This is a genomic window from Mycolicibacterium neoaurum, assembly GCF_036946495.1.
GTDB classification, from domain to species: Bacteria; Actinomycetota; Actinomycetes; order Mycobacteriales; family Mycobacteriaceae; genus Mycobacterium; species Mycobacterium neoaurum_B.
Genome location: NZ_JAQIIX010000002.1, coordinates 1,320,641 through 1,340,813, shown reverse-complemented (window position 1 = coordinate 1,340,813; position 20,173 = coordinate 1,320,641). Strand labels below are relative to the sequence as shown.

The following is a 20,173-nucleotide window of genomic DNA, read 5'->3' as shown; positions in this document are numbered from 1 at the left end:
CTGTCATGGTCGACGGACTGCGTCCGGCCCGACTCAGCGTCGGCATCATCTCGGCAGGCCGGGTCGGCACCGCGCTCGGGGTCGCCCTGGAACGCGCCGAGCATGTCGTCGTCGCCTGCAGCGCCATCTCGGTGCCGTCGCGCGAACGCGCAGCTCGCCGCCTGCCCGACACCGCTATCGTGCCGGTGCACGAGGTCGCCGCCCGCGCCGAACTGCTGCTGCTGGCCGTGCCCGATGCCGAGCTTGCGGCACTGATCGGCGGTCTCGCCAGCACCGGCGCGGTGCGACCGGGCACCATCGTGGTGCACACCTCCGGTGCCAACGGGATCGGCATCCTGGCGCCGCTGACCGAACTGGGCTGCCTGCCGCTGGCCATCCACCCGGCCATGACGTTCACCGGTTCGGACGAGGACATCGTGCGGCTGTCCGAAGCCTGTTTCGGGGTCACCGCGGCCGACGAGATCGGCTACGCCATCGGCCAGTCGCTCGTCCTTGAGATCGGCGGCGAACCGTTCCGGGTCCGCGAGGACGCCCGTACGCTTTATCACGCCGCGCTGGCCCATGCCGGAAACCACCTGATCACAGTGGTACTCGACGCCATCGAGGCACTGCGCGATGCGTTGCGTGGCCAGGAACTGCTCGGGCAGGAACTCATCGGCGATGCCCCAGGCGGGCTGGCCGAGCGGATCGTCGCGCCGTTGGCCCGCGCGTCCTTGGAGAACGCGCTGCAGCGCGGGCAGGCCGCGCTGACCGGGCCGGTCGCCCGCGGTGACGCGGCCGCGGTGGCGCGCCACCTCGGTGCGCTCACCGAGACGGACCCGGCGCTGGCGCAGGCCTATCGGGCCAACTCACTGCGGACGGCCCAGCGTGCCCACGCGCCTGCGGACGTGTTCGACGTACTGCTCGACAACGGCGCTGCGAAGGAGACATCGTGACCGACCGCCGACCGCCGGCGTTCAAGGCCGGGGAACTCAACATCTATCGACGGCCCGGCGAGATCGCCGAGGTCACCAGGGCGCTGCGCAGCACCGGCAGGCGCGTCATGCTGGTGCCGACGATGGGCGCCCTGCACGACGGTCATCTCACCCTGATCCGCCGCGCGCAACAGGTGCCGGGGTCGGTGGTGGTGGTGTCGATCTTCGTCAACCCCACCCAGTTCGGCGCCGGTGAGGATCTCGATGCCTACCCGCGCACGCTCGACGAGGATCTGGCCGCGCTGCGCGCCGAGGGCGTGCAGATCGCGTTCGTTCCTTCCGCGGCCGATATGTACCCGGCGGGGCCGCGTACCTCGGTACACGCCGGTGAGCTCGGTTCCCAGTTGGAGGGCGCGGTCCGGCCGACGCACTTCGCGGGCATGCTGACCGTCGTCATGAAGCTGCTCCAGATCGTGCGACCCGACCAGGCCTTCTTCGGCGAGAAGGATTATCAGCAGCTGGTGCTGATCCGACAGATGGCCGACGACCTGAACCTGGACACCCGGATTGTCGCCGTGCCCACCGTGCGGGAATCCGACGGGTTGGCGATGTCTTCGCGCAACCGTTACCTCGACGAACTCGAACGTGAACAGGCACTGGCCATTCCGTCGGCGTTGCTGGCCGGGGCGTACGCCGCCGGTGAGGGCGCAGATGCCGCGCTGGATGCCGCGCGAGCGGTTTTGGAGGAGGTCCCCGCCATCAGCGTCGACTACCTGGAGATCCGCGACACCTGGTTGGGGCCTGCGCCGGCCACCGGCCGGGCACGCATGCTGTTGGCCGTTCGGCTCGGCCGCACCCGGCTGCTGGACAATATCGCGATCGACCTAGGGGTGCCGTCCGGCCCCGGTCCGGACGTGCCCTTTGACGAGCACGAATTGCCTTGGAGGAATTGATGTTACGCACGATGCTCAAATCCAAGATCCACCGTGCCACGGTGACCCAGGCCGACCTGCACTATGTCGGTTCGGTCACCATCGACGCCGACCTGATGGACGCCGCCGACATCCTCGAAGGCGAGCAGGTGACCATCGTCGACATCGACAACGGCAACCGATTGGTCACCTACGCCATCACCGGGCAGCGCGGTACCGGCGTGATCGGGATCAACGGTGCGGCAGCACATCTGATCCATCCCGGTGATCTCGTCATCCTGATCGCCTACGCGACCATGGATGATTCCCAGGCGCGCTCCTATCGTCCCCGGATCGTGTTCGTCGACGCCGAGAACAAGCAGATCGATCTCGGTTCCGATCCCGCCCACGTGCCGGCCGATGCCGCCGGCCTGATGTCGCCCCGCTAGCCGTGCTGCTCGCCATCGACGTCCGCAACACCCACACCGTGGTCGGGCTCATCGCCGGCCCGGGGACGCATGGAAAAGTGGTGCAGCACTGGCGTATTCGGACCGAGTCCGAGGTCACCGCCGACGAGTTGGCGCTGACCATCGACGGTCTCATCGGTGACGATTCCGAACGGCTCACCGGTGCCACCGCCCTGTCGACGGTGCCCTCGGTGCTGCACGAGATCCGGTTGATGCTCGACCAGTACTGGCCATCGATTCCCCAGGTGCTCATCGAACCCGGTGTGCGCACCGGGATCCCGCTGCTGGTCGACAATCCCAAGGAGGTCGGCGCAGACCGGATCGTCAACTGCCTGGCGGCCTACAGCAAGTACAACTCACCGGCCATCGTCGTCGACTTCGGCTCGTCGATCTGTGTCGACGTGGTCTCGGCCAAAGGGGAGTTCCTCGGAGGGGCCATCGCCCCGGGCGTGCAGGTGTCCTCCGATGCCGCCGCCGCGCGGTCGGCGGCATTGCGTCGGGTCGAGCTCACCCGACCGCGCTCGGTGATCGGCAAGAACACCGTGGAATGCATGCAGTCCGGGGCGGTGTTCGGATTCGCGGCGTTGGTGGACGGACTGGTCGACCGCATCCGCGCCGATGTCTCCGGTTTCGGTGGAACCGATGTTGCCGTGGTGGCCACCGGAAACTCGGCGCCGCTGGTGTTACCGGACCTGCGCACCGTCGGTCACTACGACCAGCACCTCACCCTGGAGGGGTTGCGCTTGGTGTTCGAGCGCAACCGCGACAACCAGCGTGGTCGACGCTGATTAAGCTGGCATGTCGTGAGTTCTGATGAAGACGACATCCCCGAGCAGTACCGGATCCGTCAGGCCAAGCGTGAGCGGCTGCTCGCTGAGGGTCGTGACCCCTACCCGGTGCAGGTGGCGCGTACCCACAGCCTGAGCGAGCTGCGGGCCGCGTACCCGGAGCTGGCTGCCGACACCCAGACCGGTGATCTGGTCGGGGTGGCCGCCCGCGTCGTCTTCGCCCGCAATTCGGGCAAGCTGTGCTTCGCGACGCTGCAAGACGGTGACGGCACCCAATTGCAGCTCATGATCAGCCTGGCGGAGGTGGGCCAGGAATCGCTGGACGCCTGGAAGGCCGACGTCGACCTCGGTGACATCGTCTTCGCCCACGGCCAGGTGATCAGCTCGCGCCGCGGCGAGCTGTCGGTGCTCGCCGATTCCTGGCAGATAGTCTCCAAGGCGCTGCGACCGCTACCGGTCGCGCATAAAGAGATGAGTGAGGAATCCCGGGTCCGGCAGCGTTATGTCGACCTGATCGTGCGTCCCGAGGCGCGCAGCATCGCCAGACAGCGTATTGCGGTGGTGCGCGCGGTCCGTTCGGCACTGGAGCGCCGCGGCTTCCTCGAGGTCGAGACGCCGATGCTGCAGACGCTGCCCGGCGGTGCCGCGGCACGGCCGTTCGTCACGCATTCGAATGCCCTCGACACCGACCTCTACCTGCGGATCGCCCCGGAGCTGTTCCTGAAGAGATGCCTCGTCGGCGGTTTCGAGAAGGTCTTCGAGCTGAATCGGAACTTTCGAAACGAAGGTGCCGATTCCACGCATTCCCCGGAATTCGCGATGTTGGAGACTTATCAGGCTTACGGGACATATGACGATTCCGCGATCGTCACTCGTGAACTAATTCAGGAAGTCGCCGATGAGGCGCTGGGAACTCGCCAGGTGCCACTCGCCGATGGCACAATCTATGATCTTGATGGCGAATGGCAGACGCTGGAAATGTATCCGTCGCTGTCGGCCGCTTTGGGCGAAGAGATCACCCCGGACACCGAACTGCAACACCTGTTGTCCATTGCCGACCGCCTCGGGGTCGAGATTCCGTCCGATCGCGGTTACGGGCACGGGAAATTGGTCGAGGAACTATGGGAACACACCGTCGGTGAGACCTTGTGGGAACCCACGTTCGTGCGTGATTTCCCGGTCGAGACCAGCCCGCTGACCCGCGCCCACCGCAGCATTCCCGGTGTCACCGAGAAGTGGGATCTCTACGTGCGCAAGTTCGAACTGGCGACCGGATATTCCGAACTCATCGATCCCGTGATCCAACGCGAGCGTTTTGCCGCCCAAGCCAGGGCCGCCGCCGCCGGTGACGACGAGGCGATGCGCCTGGACGAGGATTTCCTGGCCGCACTGGAGTACGCGATGCCGCCGACCACCGGCACCGGAATGGGTATTGACCGTCTGCTGATGGCATTGACGGGGCTGACGATTAGGGAGACAGTTTTGTTCCCGATTGTGCGCAGGCACTCAATCTGAGCGTATTAACGGTGCGGTTGTTGAATGACTTCGGCACATATGTAAGCATTGCCGCAGGGATTCGGGACAAATCTATGTGTGGCCACAGAAGGGTCAGTGTGAGCTGAATGGCGAAGAAAGTTACCGTCACGCTGGTTGACGATTTCGACGGCGAAGCTGCCGCAGACGAAACCGTGGAATTCGCGTTGGACGGTGTGAGTTACGAGATCGACCTTTCTTCCAAGAACGCCGCAAAACTCCGCGGTGACCTCAAGCAGTGGGTCGAGGCGGGCCGGCGGGTCGGCGGTCGACGCCGCGGACGCTCGGCGGGTACCGGCCGTGGCCGGGCGGCCATCGACCGTGAGCAGAGTGCGGCGATCCGCGATTGGGCTCGGCGCAACGGACACAACGTCTCGACCAGAGGCCGCATCCCGGCCGAGGTCATCGACGCATTCCACGCCGCGACCTGATCTCGCGGAAACGTCCCGATTGCGCCACGGTCAGCCGGGTAATCCACTTCGCTGACGGCGAACTCTGTGCACCCCTTTTCGGGAAACGTTCCGGCTTCGCCGCGCGTTATGTCTTCAACCGCGGCACCGAGAAAAGCACCCGTGTCGCGTGCCCACTACAGTGGACGCAAGGAGCGGCGAGTAGTTCAGCGCACGTTGCCGACCCACGTGAGGAAGAGCAGGTAACCACGGATGTTCGAAAGATTCACCGACCGTGCCCGTCGGGTCGTCGTCCTGGCCCAAGAAGAGGCCAGGATGCTCAACCACAATTACATCGGCACCGAGCACATCCTGCTGGGTCTCATCCACGAAGGTGAAGGCGTAGCGGCCAAGTCTCTGGAGTCGCTGGGTATTTCCCTGGAGGGGGTGCGCAGCCAGGTCGAAGAGATCATCGGCCAGGGCCAGCAGGCCCCCTCGGGTCACATCCCCTTCACGCCGCGGGCCAAGAAGGTGCTGGAACTGTCGCTGCGCGAAGCCCTGCAGCTCGGCCACAACTACATCGGTACCGAGCACATCCTGCTCGGCCTGATCCGTGAGGGCGAGGGCGTGGCCGCCCAGGTGCTGGTCAAGCTCGGCGCCGAACTGACCAGGGTCCGCCAGCAGGTCATCCAGCTGCTGAGCGGCTACCAGGGCAAGGAGGCCGCCGAGGCCGGCACCGGAGGCCGTGGAGGCGAATCCGGCAACCCGTCGACCTCGCTGGTGCTCGACCAGTTCGGCCGCAACCTGACCGCCGCCGCCATGGAGGGCAAGCTCGATCCGGTCATCGGCCGTGAGAAGGAAATCGAGCGGGTCATGCAGGTGCTGAGCCGGCGCACCAAGAACAACCCGGTGCTGATCGGCGAGCCCGGTGTCGGCAAGACCGCCGTCGTGGAGGGTCTGGCCCAGGCCATCGTGCACGGTGAGGTCCCCGAGACGCTCAAGGACAAGCAGCTCTACACCCTGGACCTGGGTTCGCTGGTGGCGGGCAGCCGCTACCGCGGTGACTTCGAGGAACGCCTGAAGAAGGTGCTCAAGGAGATCAACACCCGCGGTGACATCATCCTGTTCATCGACGAGCTGCACACGCTGGTCGGCGCAGGTGCCGCCGAGGGCGCCATCGACGCCGCGAGCATCCTCAAGCCCAAGCTGGCCCGTGGCGAGCTGCAGACCATCGGCGCCACCACGCTCGACGAGTACCGCAAGTACATCGAGAAGGACGCCGCCCTGGAACGTCGCTTCCAGCCGGTGCAGGTCGGCGAACCGACCGTCGAGCACACCATCGAGATCCTCAAGGGTCTGCGTGACCGTTACGAGGCGCACCACCGGGTGTCCATCACCGACGGTGCGCTGGTGGCCGCGGCCACCTTGGCCGACCGCTACATCAACGACCGGTTCCTGCCGGACAAGGCGATCGACCTGATCGACGAGGCCGGTGCCAGGATGCGCATCCGCCGGATGACCGCTCCGCCGGACCTGCGCGAGTTCGACGAGAAGATCGCCGACGCCCGCCGGGAGAAGGAGTCCGCGATCGACGCGCAGGACTTCGAGAAGGCCGCCAGCCTGCGCGACAAGGAGAAGCAGCTGGTCGCGCAGCGTGCCGAGCGTGAGAAGCAGTGGCGCTCCGGTGATCTCGACGTGGTTGCCGAGGTCGACGATGAGCAGATCGCCGAGGTGCTCGGTAACTGGACCGGTATCCCCGTGTTCAAGCTCACCGAGGCCGAGACCACCCGTCTGCTGCGCATGGAGGACGAGCTGCACAAGCGGATCATCGGCCAGGAGGACGCCGTCAAGGCGGTCTCCAAGGCGATCCGCCGCACCCGTGCCGGGTTGAAGGATCCCAAGCGCCCGTCGGGTTCGTTCATCTTCGCCGGCCCGTCCGGTGTCGGTAAGACCGAGCTGTCCAAGGCGCTGGCGAACTTCCTGTTCGGCGACGACGATGCGCTCATCCAGATCGACATGGGCGAGTTCCACGATCGCTTCACCGCGTCGCGGCTGTTCGGTGCCCCTCCGGGCTACGTCGGCTACGAGGAGGGCGGCCAGCTCACCGAGAAGGTGCGTCGCAAGCCGTTCTCGGTGGTGCTGTTCGACGAGATCGAGAAGGCGCATCAGGAGATCTACAACACCCTGTTGCAGGTGCTCGAGGACGGCCGGCTGACCGACGGTCAGGGGCGCACGGTCGACTTCAAGAACACCGTGCTGATCTTCACGTCCAACCTGGGCACCTCGGACATCTCCAAGGCGGTGGGTCTGGGCTTCACCCAGGGCGGCGGCGAGAACAACTACGAGCGGATGAAGCTCAAGGTGCACGACGAGCTGAAGAAGCACTTCCGCCCGGAGTTCTTGAACCGTATCGACGACATCATCGTGTTCCACCAGCTGACGCAGAACGAGATCATCCAGATGGTCGATCTGATGATCGGCCGGGTCGGCAACCAGCTGCGTGCCAAGGATATGGAGATGGAGCTGACCGACCAGGCCAAGGCGCTGCTGGCCAAGCGTGGTTTCGATCCGGTGCTGGGTGCGCGGCCGCTGCGTCGCACCATCCAGCGCGAGATCGAGGACCAGCTGTCGGAGAAGATCCTGTTCGAGGAGGTCGGACCGGGTCAGATCGTCACCGTCGATGTCGAGGGCTGGGACGGCGAGGGCGCAGGCGAGAACGCAAAGTTCACGTTCTCGGGACGACCCAAGTCGGCCGGTTCCACGGAGGACGCTGATCTGGCGGCCACCGCGGCCGAGTAGCGACACCTGCACGACGCCCCCCGTCCGGAGTGATCCGGACGGGGGGCTTCGTGTATCCGCATGTGGACAACGGGCGTAGTATCCGAACTGCTCTCGACGGATGACGGAATCTGGTGCAATCCCAGAACGGTCGCGCCACTGTGAAAGTCAGACCCGGTGTCCGTCCCAACGATATGAATCTGGGACGCGAACTCCCGAAAGGATCGGATATGACTTCTGCTGAAACCCCCAAGGCCGGTGCACGTGCGGTGGACCTGTCCGCCGCGAGCGCGGTGGCCTGGCTGTCGCTGACGGCGTTCTTCGCCCTGCTGGTGCTCTACTTCGTCGGTATGGATCAGGGCGCCACCTCCGTGTTCGGCGCCAACACCGTCATCCACGAGTTCGTGCATGACGCCCGCCATCTGCTCGGCTTCCCCTGCCACTAGACGCCGAAAGCAGAATCACAACCGATGGAAAAGGCAATCATCGGGCGCGGCCTCCTGGCCGGCGCCCTCGGCGGTGTGCTCGCATTCGTCTGGTCCTGGATCTTCATCGAGCCGGTCATCGACCGTGCCATCGAATTCGAGGACGGCGTCAGCGCCGCGCATCAGGCGATCGAGCACGGCGGCCACGCCCATGAGCACGGTGCCGAAGGCGGGATCGAGATCACCCGGACCGTCCAGTCGACGATCGGGCTCGGGTTCGGACTGGTCGCCTTCAGCGTGGCGATGGGCGCGCTGCTGGCCGTCCTGTTCTGTGTCGCGTACGGACGGATCGGCGCGTTGTCGGCCAGGGCCACCGCGGTCCTGCTCGCCGGAGGCATGCTGATCGCACTGTGGATTGTGCCGTCGCTGAAGTATCCGCCGAACCCGCCGGCGGTCAGCCTGGACGAGACGATCCAGCAGCGTACCCTGCTGTATCTGCTGTTGACCGTGCTGTCGGCGGCGCTGCTGGTGGGCGCGGTGCTGGTGGGGCGGCGACTTGCCGCCAGGTTCGGTGCCTGGAATGCCGCACTGCTCGCCGGTGCCGGCTATCTGGTGGCGGTCGCCGTGGTGTTCCTGGTCATGCCGACCATCGACGAGACACCCGGCCCGATCCGCGATGCTGCCGGCACGATCGTCTTCGGTGCGTTCCCCGCCGATGACCTCTACCAGTTCCGGCTCTACTCGCTTGGCACGCAGCTGGTGATGTGGACGACGATCGGGCTGGTGTTCGCCGCTCTGGTGTCCCGGCTGCTGGAGAACAAGCGCGAGTTCGTCACGGCGTGAGTGAGGTCGTCCGGCTGACCCTCGTCTCGCACGGTATGACCGAGGCGATGGCAGCCGGACGATTCCCCGCCGACGAACCCCTCAACGCGCTGGGCGCCCGTCAGGTCGCCGAGCTGGCGAACGCCGATCGCGGCATGCTGTGGTGCGCTCCCGAGCTGCGGACCGGCCAGACGGCGCAGGCGCTGGGCGGCCCTGCGACCATCGAGCCGGCGTTGGCCGACCTCGACTGCGGCCGGTGGCGGGGAATGGCACTGGCGGATCTGGACCCGGATGGGCTGGCGAGCTGGCTGACGGATCCGACGGCGGCCCCGCACGGCGGCGAGTCGATCGCGGCGCTGTGCGACCGGGTGCGGAACTGGCTCGACGGAGTGGCCGCGCGCGGTGGGCGGCACACCGCGGTCACCCATCCCGCCGTCATCAGGGCCGCCATTCTGACCGCGCTGAGCGCGGCACCGACATCCTTCTGGCGCATCGATATCGCTCCTGTTGCCCGCGTGAGCTTGCACTTCCGCGGTGCCTGGACGCTGCGGCTGTGACGGTTGGTCAGTTCGGGATCAACCCGAATGACTGGGTCGCGATCGACAGCAGCCAGGTGGCGGCGGTCAGGCTGCGGTACTCCGGCCAGTTGAGCTGGTAGCTGACCACCCAGCCCTGTCCGCTGCGGTCCTCGGCGTACCAGCTGAAGCTCAGGTCACCGGGCAGGTTTCCGCCCTTGGCCCCGACATAACGCCATCGGGTCTTGTCCAGTTCGATACCGGGTGTGGCCGAGAGGATGTCGCGCACGGGTGCCGCCGCCCCGGTGGCCGCGGCCTGCAGCGCGGCGTGTACCCGGCAGATGTCCATCGGCGTGCCGTACCACTCGATACCGTATGGCGATGCCGGCACCCGGGTCAGCATCGGATCCGGTTCGTAGGGCAACGTTCCGGTGCGGGCCAGCATGGCGGCACGCCGTTGCGGTGACGCGCTCTTCCATTCCTCGCGGACATCGGGTTTACCCCAGCCGATCGAGAACAGTTGGTGCGCCGTGGGAAAGGGGGTCATCGACGACGGGTCGTGGTGTCCGGCCGCGACCAGCGCCCGTTCTACCGCGCCGGGGCCGAGGCGTGCCATCAACATATCGGTGGCCATGTTGTCGCTGGCCGAGATCATCTGCTGGGCAGCGGCTTTCACCGATACCCGGGATCCCGGGTCCAGATCGTTGAAGCCCGCCGAGCCGACGGCCTTGTCTTCTTTGGTGATGGTCAGCTGCTCGTCCCAGGAGACCGTGCCCGCGTTGACGGCCTCGGCCAGTGCCAGCAGGACGTAGAGCTTGAAGATCGAGGCCAATGGCATGGGGGTGTCGACATCGGTTCCCGCCACCGTCACGCACCGGCCGTCGGACACCTTGGACACCTGGTAGGCGTAAGTGGCGCCGGACTTCTGGATCGCGGAGTCGATATCGGACCACCCGGTGATCTTGGGTGGTTCCACGGTGACTTCGAACCGGTCGACCAGGCCGCCGTCACCGGTGCGCATCTCGATCTTCTGCTCGACGTTGTAGGAGTTACGCACATGCAGGGTGGCTTCTCCGGCACCGAGGGACAGTGCGGTGACGGTGATCGGGCGGTCCGCCCACAACCGATCCATCGCACCGGCGACGAACTCGACCTGTTGCGGGGCGGCAAGCGTCGCCACGGGCACCACACCGATCGGCCAGTCGGAGTTGACCATGTCGAGCAGTTGCTTGGCGCGCAGTCCCTGCGGCGTGTTGGTCTCGATGTGCATGCCGTAGGCGGCCTCGGCCACCGGTGGCCCGGTGTGCGCGCACCCCGAGCCGATCACGGCCACGGCGGCGGCCAGCGCGGTGAAAGCGATTACGCGCCGCGGCGCGTTACTTGCCGGTCCCCGCAACGTCCAACACAACCTCGAACTCCAGCAATGACGCACCGGTGGCGACGGGCTTGGTCTGCTGTCCGGCATGCGCCTCGACGGCGGGGCCGCTGGCCCACGCCTGGAAGGCCTCTTCGGACTCCCACTGGGTCACCACGAAGTAGCGGTCTTCGCCCTTGACCGGGCGCAGCAGCTGGAAGCCCAGGAAGCCGGGCTGGTTGTCGACGGCGTGGGCGCGGTGGGCGAACCGCTTCTCCAGCTCCGGGCCTGCGTCGGCCGGGACCTCGATGGCGTTGATCTTCACGACGGGCATGGCATGAGGTTACCTGTGTCCGACACGGGCAGGATGTCGGCATGCGGACCGAACTTCTGACTGTGCGTGGTGGCGCCGGGGCCCCGCTGGTTCTGGTGCACGGCCTGATGGGCAGGGGGAGTACCTGGTCGCGTCAGCTGCCGTGGTTGACCGAACTGGGTGCGGTCTACACCTACGACGCCCCGTGGCATCGCGGCCGCGATGTCGACGATCCGCATCCGATCAGCACCGAGCGGTTCGTGCAGGATCTGGCCGACGCGGTGGCCGTGCTGGGCACCCCGGTGACGCTGATCGGCCATTCGATGGGCGGGTTGCACTCGTGGTGTCTGGCCGCCGAACGCCCGGATCTGGTGACCGCCGTCGTGGTCGAGGACATGGCCCCGGATTTCCGCGGCCGCACCACCGGTCCGTGGGAACCGTGGGTGCAGGCGCTGCCGGTGGAGTTCGAGACCGCCGAGCAGGTCTACCGGGAATTCGGACCGGTGGCCGGGCAGTACTTCTTGGAGGCGTTCGATCGCACGGCGACGGGTTGGCGATTGCACGGGCATGTCGAGCGCTGGATAGAGATCGCCGGCCAGTGGGGGCTGCGCGATTACTGGCCGCAGTGGGAGGCGGTGCGGGCACCGGCGCTGCTCCTGGAGGCCGGCGGCACCGTCGCGCCGCCCGGTCAGATGCGGCGGATGCACGAAACCGGTTATCGGACAACGTATCGTCTGGTCCCCGGGGCTGGCCATCTGATTCACGACGATGCGCCGGAGGTGTATCGCGAGGCCGTCGTGGGGTTCTTAACGGCGCTCACCTGAGGCGCTGGAGGTCGGCCATGCAGGCGCGTCCTCCCATCTGCTGCGGATTGCGTCGATGTCGTGTCGGGTGCGTAGTCCATCCCGGTCCTCGGCGTGGAAGCTGCCCGCCAGTGGTGCGGCCATGCGGAACTGGTCGAGATGCAAGCGCAGGATGCCCGAGCGCCGGGCGGCGCGGCCGAGCGCGAGGGTGAGCGCAAAGGGTGTGAGCAGGACGGCGATGAGGGCGAGGTAGGTCAGTGCAGTGGTCATGGCAGTAATGCTCCGTTGATAAAGATCCGGCCAACAGTGGCAGGAATGACACATGGGGATAAAATGCTGCCATGGCGATAACGAGCGTATCGGTGCTGGTGCTGGACGGTCTAGCGATTTTCGAGTTCGGTGTGATCTGCGAGGTCTTCGGTATCGACCGCTCCGCCGACGGTGTCCCGAACTTCGACTTCAAGGTGTGCGGTCCCCGTGCCGGCGAGCCGGTCCGCACCTCGGTGGGCGCCACCCTGACCCCCGATCACGGGCTCGATGATCTGATCGGTGCCGATCTGGTCGCCATCCCGGCGATCGCCGGATCCGACTACCTGCCCGAGGCGCTGACGGCGGTGCGCCGGGCCCAGGATTCCGGGTCGACCGTGCTGACGGTGTGTTCGGGTGCATTTCTGGCCGGTGCCGCCGGTCTGCTCGACGGCAGGCCGTGTACCACGCACTGGATGCACGCCGACGATCTGGCCGCCGCCAACCCCACCGCTCGGGTGGACCGCAACGTGCTGTTCGTCGACGACGGGAATCTGATCACCAGTGCGGGCACCGCCGCAGGCATCGATGCCTGCCTGCATCTGGTGCGCCGGGAACTGGGTGCGGAGGTAACCAACAAGATCGCCCGCAGGATGGTCGTCCCCCCGCAGCGCGATGGCGGGCAACGCCAGTACATCGACCAGCCGATCCCGGTCCGGTACTCGGAAGGTTTTGCCCCGCAGCTTGATTGGATGTTGGCGAATCTGGACAAGCAACACACGGTGGCGGCATTGGCGGCGCGGGCCAACATGTCTGCGCGGACATTCGCCCGCAGGTTCGTCGAGGAGACCGGGCGCACCCCCATGCAGTGGATCACCGACCAGCGGGTGCTCTACGCGCGGCGCTTGCTCGAGGAGACCGACCTCGACATCGATCGCGTCGCCGACCGCTGCGGATTCGGCACCGCGACGCTGCTGCGCCACCACTTCCGCCGGATCATCGGGGTCACGCCATCGGACTATCGGCGCAGCTTCTCCTGCGACGACGCCTGCGAAGAGAGTGCCTAGTCCGGCAGGGTCCGGTCAGTCACCTTCGGGTTGGGATGCTCGGTTCCTCAGCGGGCTCGTCCTCGCCCGCATCGTCACCTTCGCCGGCCAGGGCGAACAGCCCCGCCGCGGTCTGCTCCACGAGACCGTCGGTCAACAGCGAATCCAGCGCCCGGTCGCGCTGGGCGGTATCGGTGAGCCATGCGACGTCCAGCTCGGCCCGCGTCACCGGTCCGGTGCCGGCCCTCAGCACGTCGAGCAGCCTGCCACGGACCTGCCGGTCGGTACCGGCATAGCGCTGGACCCGGCGGGCCGGGGTGCTCGCCGGCGGATAACCGGCGGACTTCCATCGACACGCGCTCAGCGGGCAGATCCCGCAGCGAGGGTTACGTGCCGTGCACACGATCGCCCCGAGTTCCATCAGCGCGGCTGAAAAGCGCGCAGCAGCAGCGCCTTCCGGCAGCAATGCGGCCACCTCGGCGAGGTCGCCCGCGCGCGCAGGGGTTTCCGCCACGCCGTGCACCACCCTGGCGACCACCCGTCGGACATTGGTGTCGACGACGGGGACCTGCTGGCGGTAGGCGAAGCATGCGATGGCCCGGGCGGTATAGGCGCCGACTCCGGGCAGGCCGAGCAGCGTCTCCACATCGGCGGGCACCACGTCATCATGTTCGGACGCGACGACGGCCGCGCACTCGTGTAACCGCTTGGCCCGGCGCGGATAGCCCAGCTTTCCCCACGCGCGCAGCACATCGGCGGCGGACGCGGCAGCGGTGGCAGATGGTGTCGGCCACCGCGCAATCCAGTCCAGCCAGATCGGTTCGACCCGGTTCACCGGCGTCTGCTGGAGCATGAATTCACTGACCAGGATCTGCCAGGCGGTGACCCCCGGTCGACGCCACGGCAGGTCGCGCTCGGCAATGTCGAACCATCCCAGAAGCTCGCCGGGGTCGATGCCGTATTCGGCCTGGGGCATACTTCTGCTCATGCCGAACTCGAATCCGATCTCCGCGTGGAAGGCACTCAAGGAGGGTAACGAGCGCTTCGTCGCGGGCCGTCCCGAACATCCCAGTCAGGGGATCGAGGACCGGGCGCGCCTGACCGAGGCGCAGACGCCCACCGCGGTGCTGTTCGGCTGCGGTGACAGCCGCGTCGCCGCCGAGCTGATCTTCGATCAGGGCCTCGGTGACATGTTCGTGGTGCGCACCGCGGGCCACGTCATCGACACCGCCGTGCTGGGCTCGATCGAGTACGCCGTCGCGGTGCTCAACGTGCCGCTGATCGCCGTCCTCGGCCATGACAGCTGCGGCGCGGTGAAGGCGACCCTGAACGCGCTGGACGCCGGGGAGATCCCCGGCGGCTACATCCGCGACATCGTCGAGCGCGTGATGCCCTCGATCCTGGCGGGCCGCCGGGACGGTCTGGGCCGGGTCGACGAGTTCGAGGCGCGCCACGTCGAGGAGACCGCCGCGCAGTTGCTGGCCCGCTCCACCGTGATCGCCGATCGGGTGCGCTCGGGTGACCTGGCCATCGTGGGTCTGACCTATCACCTCTCCGACGGCCGGGTCCAGCTGCGCAATCACCTCGGAGACATCGGCGAGGAGTGAGCGGGCCGCTCGACGCGGGCCCGGTTGTCACGAAACGATCTTTGTAAGGTCACAGGAGACACGCCGATCCGCCTCGGCCAACCTGACCTGACCCCGGCTTACCGTTGAGGTCGTGCTAGACACCGAACCGCACCGCCCGCTGCCACCGGAGATCTACCGGCGCCGCAGAGCGCTGGCAATAGGGGTTGCGGTCGTCGTCATCGCGATCGTCGCCGGCATCATCGCGATCGTCGCCTCCAACAGCACCAGCACCGAACCGACCGCTGCCGAGCAGTCGGCCGAGCAGGCTCCCCCCGCCGCCCCGACCCCGTTGCCGGGGGAGGAGCCAGGCGTGAAGACCCCGGTCGTCCCGCCGGCCCAGGCGGCGCCGCCCCCGACGCCGACGCCGACCACCGCGGTCGTGCCGCCGCCGGTGCTGCAGGCCGGTGAGGACTGTCCGGACTCGACCCTTGCGGTCAAGGGCATCACCAGCGCGCCCAACTACGTGATGGGCGATCAGCCGAAGTTCACCATGGTGGTCACCAATATCGGTCTCGTGGCCTGCAAGCGCGACGTCGGCGCCGCCGTCCTGGCCGCCTACGTGTACTCACTGGACAACAAGCGGTTGTGGTCCAACCTGGACTGCGCGCCGTCCAATGAGACGCTGGTCAAGGAGTTCGCCCCCGGTGAGCAGGTCACCACCGAGGTCACCTGGACCGGAATGGGCTCGGCGCCCAACTGCCCGCTGCCGCGTGAACCGATCGGCCCCGGGACCTACAACCTGGTGGTACAGCTGGGCAATCTGCGCTCGGCGACGGTGCCGTTCATCCTCGCCGAGGCGGCCCCGCCGGGCGCTCCCGCCCCGCCGCCCGCAGACGCCCCGCACGACGGCACCGGTCAGCCCCCGGGCAACTGAGTCAGCTCAGCTGGTCGGCGATCGTCGACTCGGCCAGCTGTGAGAGGCCCTCACGGATGTGGCGTGCCCACATCGAACCGATACCGTCCACCGACTGCAGATCGGTCGCGCTGGCGGCCAGCACGCCCTGCAATGAACCGAACGAGCGCACCAGCAGGTCGACATGGGCGAACTGCAGGCGCGGAATGCCGGCCATCGCCCGGTAGCCGCGTGAGCTCATCGCCGAATCTTGCGCCTCGAGCGTGGTCGGGTACCCGAAAACCCTTGCCAGCGCAGTGAAGTCGAGCAGTTCGTTGTCCGACAGCGCGTCCAGCTCCTCCAGCGTCGCACTCACCTGCGCCGCGCTCGGCGGATCCGGATTGGCGTGGTAGTCGCGCACGATCAGCTCGCGGGCGGTGTCGTTGTCGCCGACGAGCTCCTCCAGCTGCAGCTTGAGCTGGCGACCGTCGGTCCCCAGCTCGACCACATCGGCGTCGATCTCCAGGCTGATTCGGCGCACCATCTCGAGCCGTTGGGCCACCGTCATGACATCGCGCAGCGTCACGAAATCCTCGATCTCGGCGGTGGACAGCTGCCGGTTCACCTCGTCGAGCCGGGATTTGTACCGCTCCAGGGTGGCGACGGTCTGATTGGCACGCGAGAGGATGGTCGGGGTGTCGGGCACCACGTGGCGCTCACCGGCCGCGTACACCGTCACGATGCTCATCGAGTGGCTCACCGAGATGACCGGGAACCCGGTCTGCACCGCGGTGCGCTCGGCCGAACGGTGCCTGGTGCCCGACTCATCGGTCGGGATGGAGGCATCCGGGACGAGCTGGACGTTGGCCCGCAGGATCCGGCTTCCGTCGGTGGACAGCACCACGGCGCCGTCCATCTTGGAAAGCTCGCGCAGTCTGGTCGGCGCGTACAACACGTCGAGGGAGAACCCGCCATCACAGATCGCCTCGACGCTGTCGTCGTAACCCAGCACGATCAGCGCGCCCGTGCGGCCACGCAGGATGCGTTCCAGACCGTCGCGCAGCGCGGTGCCGGGCGCCAGCCGACCCAATGTTTCGCGCATGGTCGGCCGGGCCAGATGCACCACGTTGCGGTTACCCCTGGATGTCACCGCCATCGCTCCTCCTTGGATCGGGAGCCATTGTGGTCGATCGATCGCAACCGCCGCAATGCCGCCCCGATATCGTCGGTGACCGTCAGCGTCAGACCGGCGGGCACATCGTTGACCCCGGGCGGCACGACGGCGTGGGTGAAGCCGAGCCGGGCGGCCTCGGCGAGCCTGCGGTCCATCCCGTTCACCCGGCGCAGATCGCCGGCCAATCCGACCTCGCCGATGGCGATCGCGGTCGCTGGCATCGCGATATCGGTGTAGGCCGACGCGATGGCCATGGCCACCGCCAGATCCGACGACGGGTCGGTCAGGCGCATGCCACCGACGGTGGACACGTAGATATCGTGCTGGCCGAGCGGCAGTTTGGCACGTTTCTCCAGCACGGCGGTGATCATGGCGGCGCGGGCGGAGTCGATACCGCTGACCGCGCGCCGCGGACTGCCGGTCTTCTCGGCGCCGATGAGCGCCTGGACCTCACCGATCAGCGGCCGCTTACCGTCCAGGGTCACCGTCACCGCGGTGCCCGACACCGGTGCGGGCCGCTGATCCCTGAACAACCCGGACGGGTCGGCGACGCATTCGATCCCGTTGTCGTGCATCAGGAAACAGCCGACCTCATCCGCCGCGCCGAACCGGTTCTTCACCCCGCGCACCATCCGCAGCGCGGAGCTGCGATCACCCTCGAAGTGCAACACCACGTCGACGAGGTGTTCCAGCGATCGGGGGCCCGCGATGGCGCCGTCCTTGGTGACGTGCCCGACGAGCAGCAGCGCGACACCGTCGGGGCCCGCCGATTTGGCGTACGAGGTGAGCGCGGTAGTGACGGCGCGGACCTGGGTGACACCACCGGTGACACCGTCGGCCTCGGCGCTCGACATCGTCTGCACCGAGTCGACCACGACGAGGGTGGGTCGCACCTGTTCGATATGACCGAGCGCGGTCTGCAGATCGGACTCGGCGGCGAGGTACATCTGGTCATGGGTGCACCCCGTGCGTTCGGCTCGCAGCCGGATCTGGCCGGCCGATTCCTCACCGGACAGGTACAGCGCCCGCCTGCCGCTGCGTGCCCAGCGATGCACGACCTCCAGCAGCAGCGTGGATTTCCCCACCCCCGGATCGCCGGCGAGCAGGCATACCGACCCGGGCACCAGACCGCCGCCGAGGACCCGGTCCAACTCCTCGACCCCGGTGGGCAGGTGCCTGGTGACGCCGGGGTCGATGGAGGTGATCGGCACGGCAGGTGACGATGGGGCGACCGCGCGGCGAGCGGACCCGCCGTTCACCGCGCTCAGTGCGACGACTTCGTCGACCGTTCCCCAGGTACCGCAGTCAGAGCAGCGCCCCACCCATTTGGGGGTGACGTGATGACATTCCGAGCACCGGTATTGCGAACGTACTTTCGAAGCCACGTGACGACGGTAGCCGTCACCTCTGACAGAACGTCAGATTCAGTGGCCCTCGCCGTGTCCGCCGATCGGTCCCATACCCTCGTTGGGCTCGCCGTCGCGGCGGGGCACCTCACCGGCCGAGATGGGCACCGCGAACGTCGTGGCGCCGGCCTTCTCGAAGTTGAAGGTGAAGTCGTAGGTCAGACCATTGGAGATCGGCTCGGTCAGGGTGACCTCGGCCTGGGTCTCGTCGGCACGTTCCACCATGGCCAGTTCCATCGGATCGTCGGGCCGGCCCGCCATGAGGATGCCGCCGGCCGGGACCGTGGTCGGCCCGCTGAGGGTGACGGTGCCGATGTCGGAGGTGATGGAGACCAACTTGTCGGTCACATCGGCCGAGTTGTTGGCCGCGGCGAAGAGCAGCTCCACCGGGGTGCCCGGGCGGACATAATCGGTGGTCTGCGGCGCACGCAGGAACACGTTGCGCAGCGCGATGGCGCCGACGTTGTGCACCGTGCCGTTGACGGCGGGTTGCTGGTTCGCGCTCTGCGAGATCTGGCCCGCACTGCAGCCGGTGAGCGCCAGGCCGGCGATCAGGGCGCCGGCGGCCAGGCGGGACGCACGCGTGTTGGAGCGGTTCACTGCGACCACTTGAGCCTCCTGCTAACCGGACGGATTCGACTATGCACTGTAGTAGGTCGCGATTCGCGGCGGTAGCCGAGGGCTTCCGATGGCGCACGCGGCCTACCTGGACAGCAGTCCAACTGCATGTATCCCGCGCTGTGTCAACCCCTAGTATTCAGCTGCGGTGCCCCTGACCTGCATTGTTGATCCGCGCCCCGGTCGAGCCCGTGATAAGATCGACTGGTGAAAGGGGCTCGAAACTGATGATTTTCAAGGTCGGAGACACCGTCGTCTATCCACACCACGGTGCTGCGTTGATCGAGGCTATCGAAACCCGCACCATCAAGGGTGAGCAGAAGGAATACCTCGTCCTCAAGGTTTCGCAGGGGGATCTGACGGTTCGCGTTCCGGCGGACAACGCCGAGTACGTGGGGGTCCGTGACGTCGTCGGCCAGGAGGGCCTCGACAAGGTTTTCCAGGTGCTGCGCGCGCCGCACACCGAGGAGCCGACCAACTGGTCGCGGCGGTACAAGGCAAATCTGGAGAAGCTGGCCTCCGGTGACGTGAACAAGGTCGCCGAGGTGGTTCGCGACCTGTGGCGCCGGGATCAGGAACGCGGTCTGTCCGCGGGTGAGAAGCGCATGCTGGCGAAGGCCCGTCAGATTCTGGTCGGTGAATTGGCCTTGGCCGAGAACACCGATGACGAGAAGGCCACCATCATTCTCGACGAGGCGTTGGCCGCCGCGTCCTGAACGTGACGGATCTGCGCGTCGGTCTTGGTACCGACGTTCATCCCATCGAGGCCGGGCGACCCTGCTGGTTGCTGTGCCTGATGTTCACCGAGGCCGACGGCTGCGCGGGCCATTCCGATGGCGATGTCGCGGCGCACGCTTTGTGCGATGCGTTGCTCAGTGCCGCCGGACTCGGTGATCTCGGTGCCGTCTTCGGCACCGATCAACCCCAGTGGCACGGCGTCAGCGGCGCCGACATGCTGCGCCACGTCCGGGGACTTCTCGATGCCGAGGGTTTCCGGGTGGCCAATGCCGCGGTTCAGGTCATCGGTAATCGGCCCAAGGTCGGTCCGCGCCGGGTCGAGGCGCAGGGGGTGCTTTCCGATCTGATCGGGGCGCCGGTATCGGTGTCGGCGACCACCACCGACGGGCTCGGCCTCACCGGCCGCGGGGAGGGCCTGGCGGCCGTCGCCACGGCCCTTGTGGTCAGATAGCCCGCGGCAGGCCGGTAAGCTG

At 67.1% G+C, this 20,173-nt stretch carries 23 protein-coding genes; 16 read left to right on the top strand and 7 right to left on the bottom strand.

Going from position 1 to position 20,173, the window contains the following annotated elements:
• Positions 1-5: 5 nt before the first annotated feature.
• The 10 genes from PGN27_RS11855 to PGN27_RS11810 all read left to right on the top strand — a co-directional run bounded on the left by PGN27_RS11855 (position 6) and on the right by PGN27_RS11810 (position 9,584).
• On the top strand, positions 6-935 hold the full coding sequence (locus PGN27_RS11855) for a Rossmann-like and DUF2520 domain-containing protein (RefSeq protein WP_335326291.1): 930 nt from the start codon (positions 6-8) through the stop codon (positions 933-935).
• On the top strand, positions 932-1,867 hold the full coding sequence (gene panC / locus PGN27_RS11850) for a pantoate--beta-alanine ligase (protein WP_335326290.1): 936 nt from the start codon (positions 932-934) through the stop codon (positions 1,865-1,867). Before PGN27_RS11855 ends, panC begins: the two co-directional genes overlap by 4 nt.
• Positions 1,867-2,274, top strand: a complete 408-nt coding sequence (gene panD / locus PGN27_RS11845) for an aspartate 1-decarboxylase (RefSeq protein ID WP_335326289.1) — start codon at positions 1,867-1,869, stop codon at positions 2,272-2,274. Before panC ends, panD begins: the two co-directional genes overlap by 1 nt.
• 2 nt (positions 2,275-2,276) lie before the next feature.
• A complete protein-coding gene (locus PGN27_RS11840) occupies positions 2,277-3,080 on the top strand; it encodes a type III pantothenate kinase (RefSeq protein WP_030137043.1) in 804 nt (267 codons plus the stop codon).
• Positions 3,081-3,095: 15 nt separating this feature from the next.
• Positions 3,096-4,595 carry a lysine--tRNA ligase gene (gene lysS, locus PGN27_RS11835; protein WP_335326288.1) on the top strand — a complete coding sequence of 500 codons (1,500 nt, stop codon included), beginning with the start codon at positions 3,096-3,098 and terminating at the stop codon, positions 4,593-4,595.
• A gap of 107 nt (positions 4,596-4,702) precedes the next feature.
• Positions 4,703-5,044, top strand: a complete 342-nt coding sequence (lsr2, locus tag PGN27_RS11830; RefSeq protein ID WP_019512609.1) for a histone-like nucleoid-structuring protein Lsr2 — start codon at positions 4,703-4,705, stop codon at positions 5,042-5,044.
• A gap of 231 nt (positions 5,045-5,275) precedes the next feature.
• The gene (gene clpC1, locus PGN27_RS11825; protein ID WP_335326287.1) at positions 5,276-7,801 is read left to right on the top strand and encodes an ATP-dependent protease ATP-binding subunit ClpC; all 2,526 of its coding nucleotides are present in this window, start codon (positions 5,276-5,278) and stop codon (positions 7,799-7,801) included.
• 209 nt (positions 7,802-8,010) lie between these two features.
• On the top strand, positions 8,011-8,226 hold the full coding sequence (locus PGN27_RS11820; RefSeq protein WP_335326286.1) for a CbtB domain-containing protein: 216 nt from the start codon (positions 8,011-8,013) through the stop codon (positions 8,224-8,226).
• Positions 8,227-8,250: 24 nt separating this feature from the next.
• The gene (locus PGN27_RS11815; RefSeq protein WP_335326285.1) at positions 8,251-9,048 is read left to right on the top strand and encodes a CbtA family protein; all 798 of its coding nucleotides are present in this window, start codon (positions 8,251-8,253) and stop codon (positions 9,046-9,048) included.
• Positions 9,045-9,584, top strand: coding sequence for a histidine phosphatase family protein (locus PGN27_RS11810; RefSeq protein ID WP_335326284.1), 540 nt, complete (start codon positions 9,045-9,047; stop codon positions 9,582-9,584). Before PGN27_RS11815 ends, PGN27_RS11810 begins: the two co-directional genes overlap by 4 nt.
• A 7-nt stretch (positions 9,585-9,591) precedes the next feature.
• Here the strand turns inward: PGN27_RS11810 and PGN27_RS11805 are convergent, their stop codons facing one another.
• Together PGN27_RS11805 and mhuD are read right to left on the bottom strand one after the other, a co-directional pair.
• Positions 9,592-10,938: a serine hydrolase gene (locus PGN27_RS11805; protein ID WP_418888588.1), complete on the bottom strand. Its 1,347-nt coding sequence runs from the start codon at positions 10,936-10,938 to the stop codon at positions 9,592-9,594.
• Positions 10,919-11,230 (bottom strand): mycobilin-forming heme oxygenase MhuD, encoded by a 312-nt coding sequence (gene mhuD / locus PGN27_RS11800; RefSeq protein WP_019512603.1) that lies wholly within the window; start codon positions 11,228-11,230, stop codon positions 10,919-10,921. The genes PGN27_RS11805 and mhuD overlap by 20 nt, the downstream gene beginning before the upstream one ends.
• A gap of 41 nt (positions 11,231-11,271) precedes the next feature.
• On the opposite strand from mhuD, the gene PGN27_RS11795 reads away from it, so the two are divergent.
• A complete protein-coding gene (locus PGN27_RS11795) occupies positions 11,272-12,033 on the top strand; it encodes an alpha/beta fold hydrolase (protein WP_335326283.1) in 762 nt (253 codons plus the stop codon).
• Here the strand turns inward: PGN27_RS11795 and PGN27_RS11790 are convergent.
• Positions 12,016-12,282, bottom strand: coding sequence for a hypothetical protein (locus tag PGN27_RS11790; protein ID WP_335326282.1), 267 nt, complete (start codon positions 12,280-12,282; stop codon positions 12,016-12,018). The two genes, PGN27_RS11795 and PGN27_RS11790, sit on opposite strands and share 18 nt — an antisense overlap.
• A 71-nt stretch (positions 12,283-12,353) precedes the next feature.
• Between PGN27_RS11790 and PGN27_RS11785 the strand changes: the two genes are divergently transcribed.
• Complete coding sequence (locus PGN27_RS11785) at positions 12,354-13,325, top strand: GlxA family transcriptional regulator (protein WP_335326281.1); 972 nt, start codon at positions 12,354-12,356, stop codon at positions 13,323-13,325.
• Positions 13,326-13,344: 19 nt separating this feature from the next.
• Here PGN27_RS11785 and PGN27_RS11780 read toward each other — a convergent pair whose 3' ends face one another.
• A complete protein-coding gene (locus tag PGN27_RS11780; RefSeq protein ID WP_335328713.1) occupies positions 13,345-14,280 on the bottom strand; it encodes an iron-sulfur binding domain-containing protein in 936 nt (311 codons plus the stop codon).
• 10 nt (positions 14,281-14,290) lie between these two features.
• Here PGN27_RS11780 and PGN27_RS11775 point away from each other — a divergent pair, with 10 nt between their 5' ends.
• Positions 14,291-14,911 carry a carbonic anhydrase gene (locus tag PGN27_RS11775; protein ID WP_030137055.1) on the top strand — a complete coding sequence of 207 codons (621 nt, stop codon included), beginning with the start codon at positions 14,291-14,293 and terminating at the stop codon, positions 14,909-14,911.
• Positions 14,912-15,023: 112 nt separating this feature from the next.
• The gene (locus tag PGN27_RS11770) at positions 15,024-15,806 is read left to right on the top strand and encodes a hypothetical protein (protein ID WP_335326280.1); all 783 of its coding nucleotides are present in this window, start codon (positions 15,024-15,026) and stop codon (positions 15,804-15,806) included.
• Position 15,807: 1 nt separating this feature from the next.
• Here the strand turns inward: PGN27_RS11770 and disA are convergent, their stop codons facing one another.
• From disA to PGN27_RS11755, 3 genes are read right to left on the bottom strand one after another with little or no spacing between them, the layout of a single operon-like run.
• Entirely contained in the window at positions 15,808-16,920 is a 1,113-nt protein-coding gene (gene disA / locus PGN27_RS11765; RefSeq protein ID WP_030137057.1) for a DNA integrity scanning diadenylate cyclase DisA, read from the bottom strand.
• On the bottom strand, positions 16,911-18,323 hold the full coding sequence (radA, locus tag PGN27_RS11760) for a DNA repair protein RadA (protein ID WP_335326278.1): 1,413 nt from the start codon (positions 18,321-18,323) through the stop codon (positions 16,911-16,913). Before radA ends, disA begins: the two co-directional genes overlap by 10 nt.
• Positions 18,324-18,362: 39 nt before the next feature.
• Positions 18,363-18,953, bottom strand: coding sequence for a copper chaperone PCu(A)C domain-containing protein (locus PGN27_RS11755; protein WP_335326277.1), 591 nt, complete (start codon positions 18,951-18,953; stop codon positions 18,363-18,365).
• Between the two features lie 236 nt (positions 18,954-19,189).
• On the opposite strand from PGN27_RS11755, the gene carD reads away from it, so the two are divergent.
• Positions 19,190-19,678 carry an RNA polymerase-binding transcription factor CarD gene (carD, locus tag PGN27_RS11750; protein WP_019512593.1) on the top strand — a complete coding sequence of 163 codons (489 nt, stop codon included), beginning with the start codon at positions 19,190-19,192 and terminating at the stop codon, positions 19,676-19,678.
• Positions 19,679-19,680: 2 nt separating this feature from the next.
• On the top strand, positions 19,681-20,151 hold the full coding sequence (gene ispF / locus PGN27_RS11745; protein ID WP_335326276.1) for a 2-C-methyl-D-erythritol 2,4-cyclodiphosphate synthase: 471 nt from the start codon (positions 19,681-19,683) through the stop codon (positions 20,149-20,151).
• The last annotated feature ends 22 nt before the right edge of the window (positions 20,152-20,173 follow it).

Excerpts from the sequence above, each read along its gene's own strand:
- carD (WP_019512593.1), top strand. The coding sequence starts at position 19,190 with ATGATTTTCAAGGTCGGAGACACCGTCGTCTATCCACACCACGGTGCT.
- disA (WP_030137057.1), bottom strand. The coding sequence starts at position 16,920 with ATGGCGGTGACATCCAGGGGTAACCGCAACGTGGTGCATCTGGCCCGG.
- PGN27_RS11820 (WP_335326286.1), top strand. The coding sequence starts at position 8,011 with ATGACTTCTGCTGAAACCCCCAAGGCCGGTGCACGTGCGGTGGACCTG.
- PGN27_RS11855 (WP_335326291.1), top strand. The coding sequence starts at position 6 with ATGGTCGACGGACTGCGTCCGGCCCGACTCAGCGTCGGCATCATCTCG.
- PGN27_RS11780 (WP_335328713.1), bottom strand. The coding sequence starts at position 14,280 with ATGCCCCAGGCCGAATACGGCATCGACCCCGGCGAGCTTCTGGGATGG.
- PGN27_RS11815 (WP_335326285.1), top strand. The coding sequence starts at position 8,251 with ATGGAAAAGGCAATCATCGGGCGCGGCCTCCTGGCCGGCGCCCTCGGC.
- mhuD (WP_019512603.1), bottom strand. The coding sequence starts at position 11,230 with ATGCCCGTCGTGAAGATCAACGCCATCGAGGTCCCGGCCGACGCAGGC.
- PGN27_RS11775 (WP_030137055.1), top strand. The coding sequence starts at position 14,291 with ATGCCGAACTCGAATCCGATCTCCGCGTGGAAGGCACTCAAGGAGGGT.
- PGN27_RS11795 (WP_335326283.1), top strand. The coding sequence starts at position 11,272 with ATGCGGACCGAACTTCTGACTGTGCGTGGTGGCGCCGGGGCCCCGCTG.
- panD (WP_335326289.1), top strand. The coding sequence starts at position 1,867 with ATGTTACGCACGATGCTCAAATCCAAGATCCACCGTGCCACGGTGACC.
- PGN27_RS11790 (WP_335326282.1), bottom strand. The coding sequence starts at position 12,282 with ATGACCACTGCACTGACCTACCTCGCCCTCATCGCCGTCCTGCTCACA.
- PGN27_RS11785 (WP_335326281.1), top strand. The coding sequence starts at position 12,354 with ATGGCGATAACGAGCGTATCGGTGCTGGTGCTGGACGGTCTAGCGATT.
- lsr2 (WP_019512609.1), top strand. The coding sequence starts at position 4,703 with ATGGCGAAGAAAGTTACCGTCACGCTGGTTGACGATTTCGACGGCGAA.
- clpC1 (WP_335326287.1), top strand. The coding sequence starts at position 5,276 with ATGTTCGAAAGATTCACCGACCGTGCCCGTCGGGTCGTCGTCCTGGCC.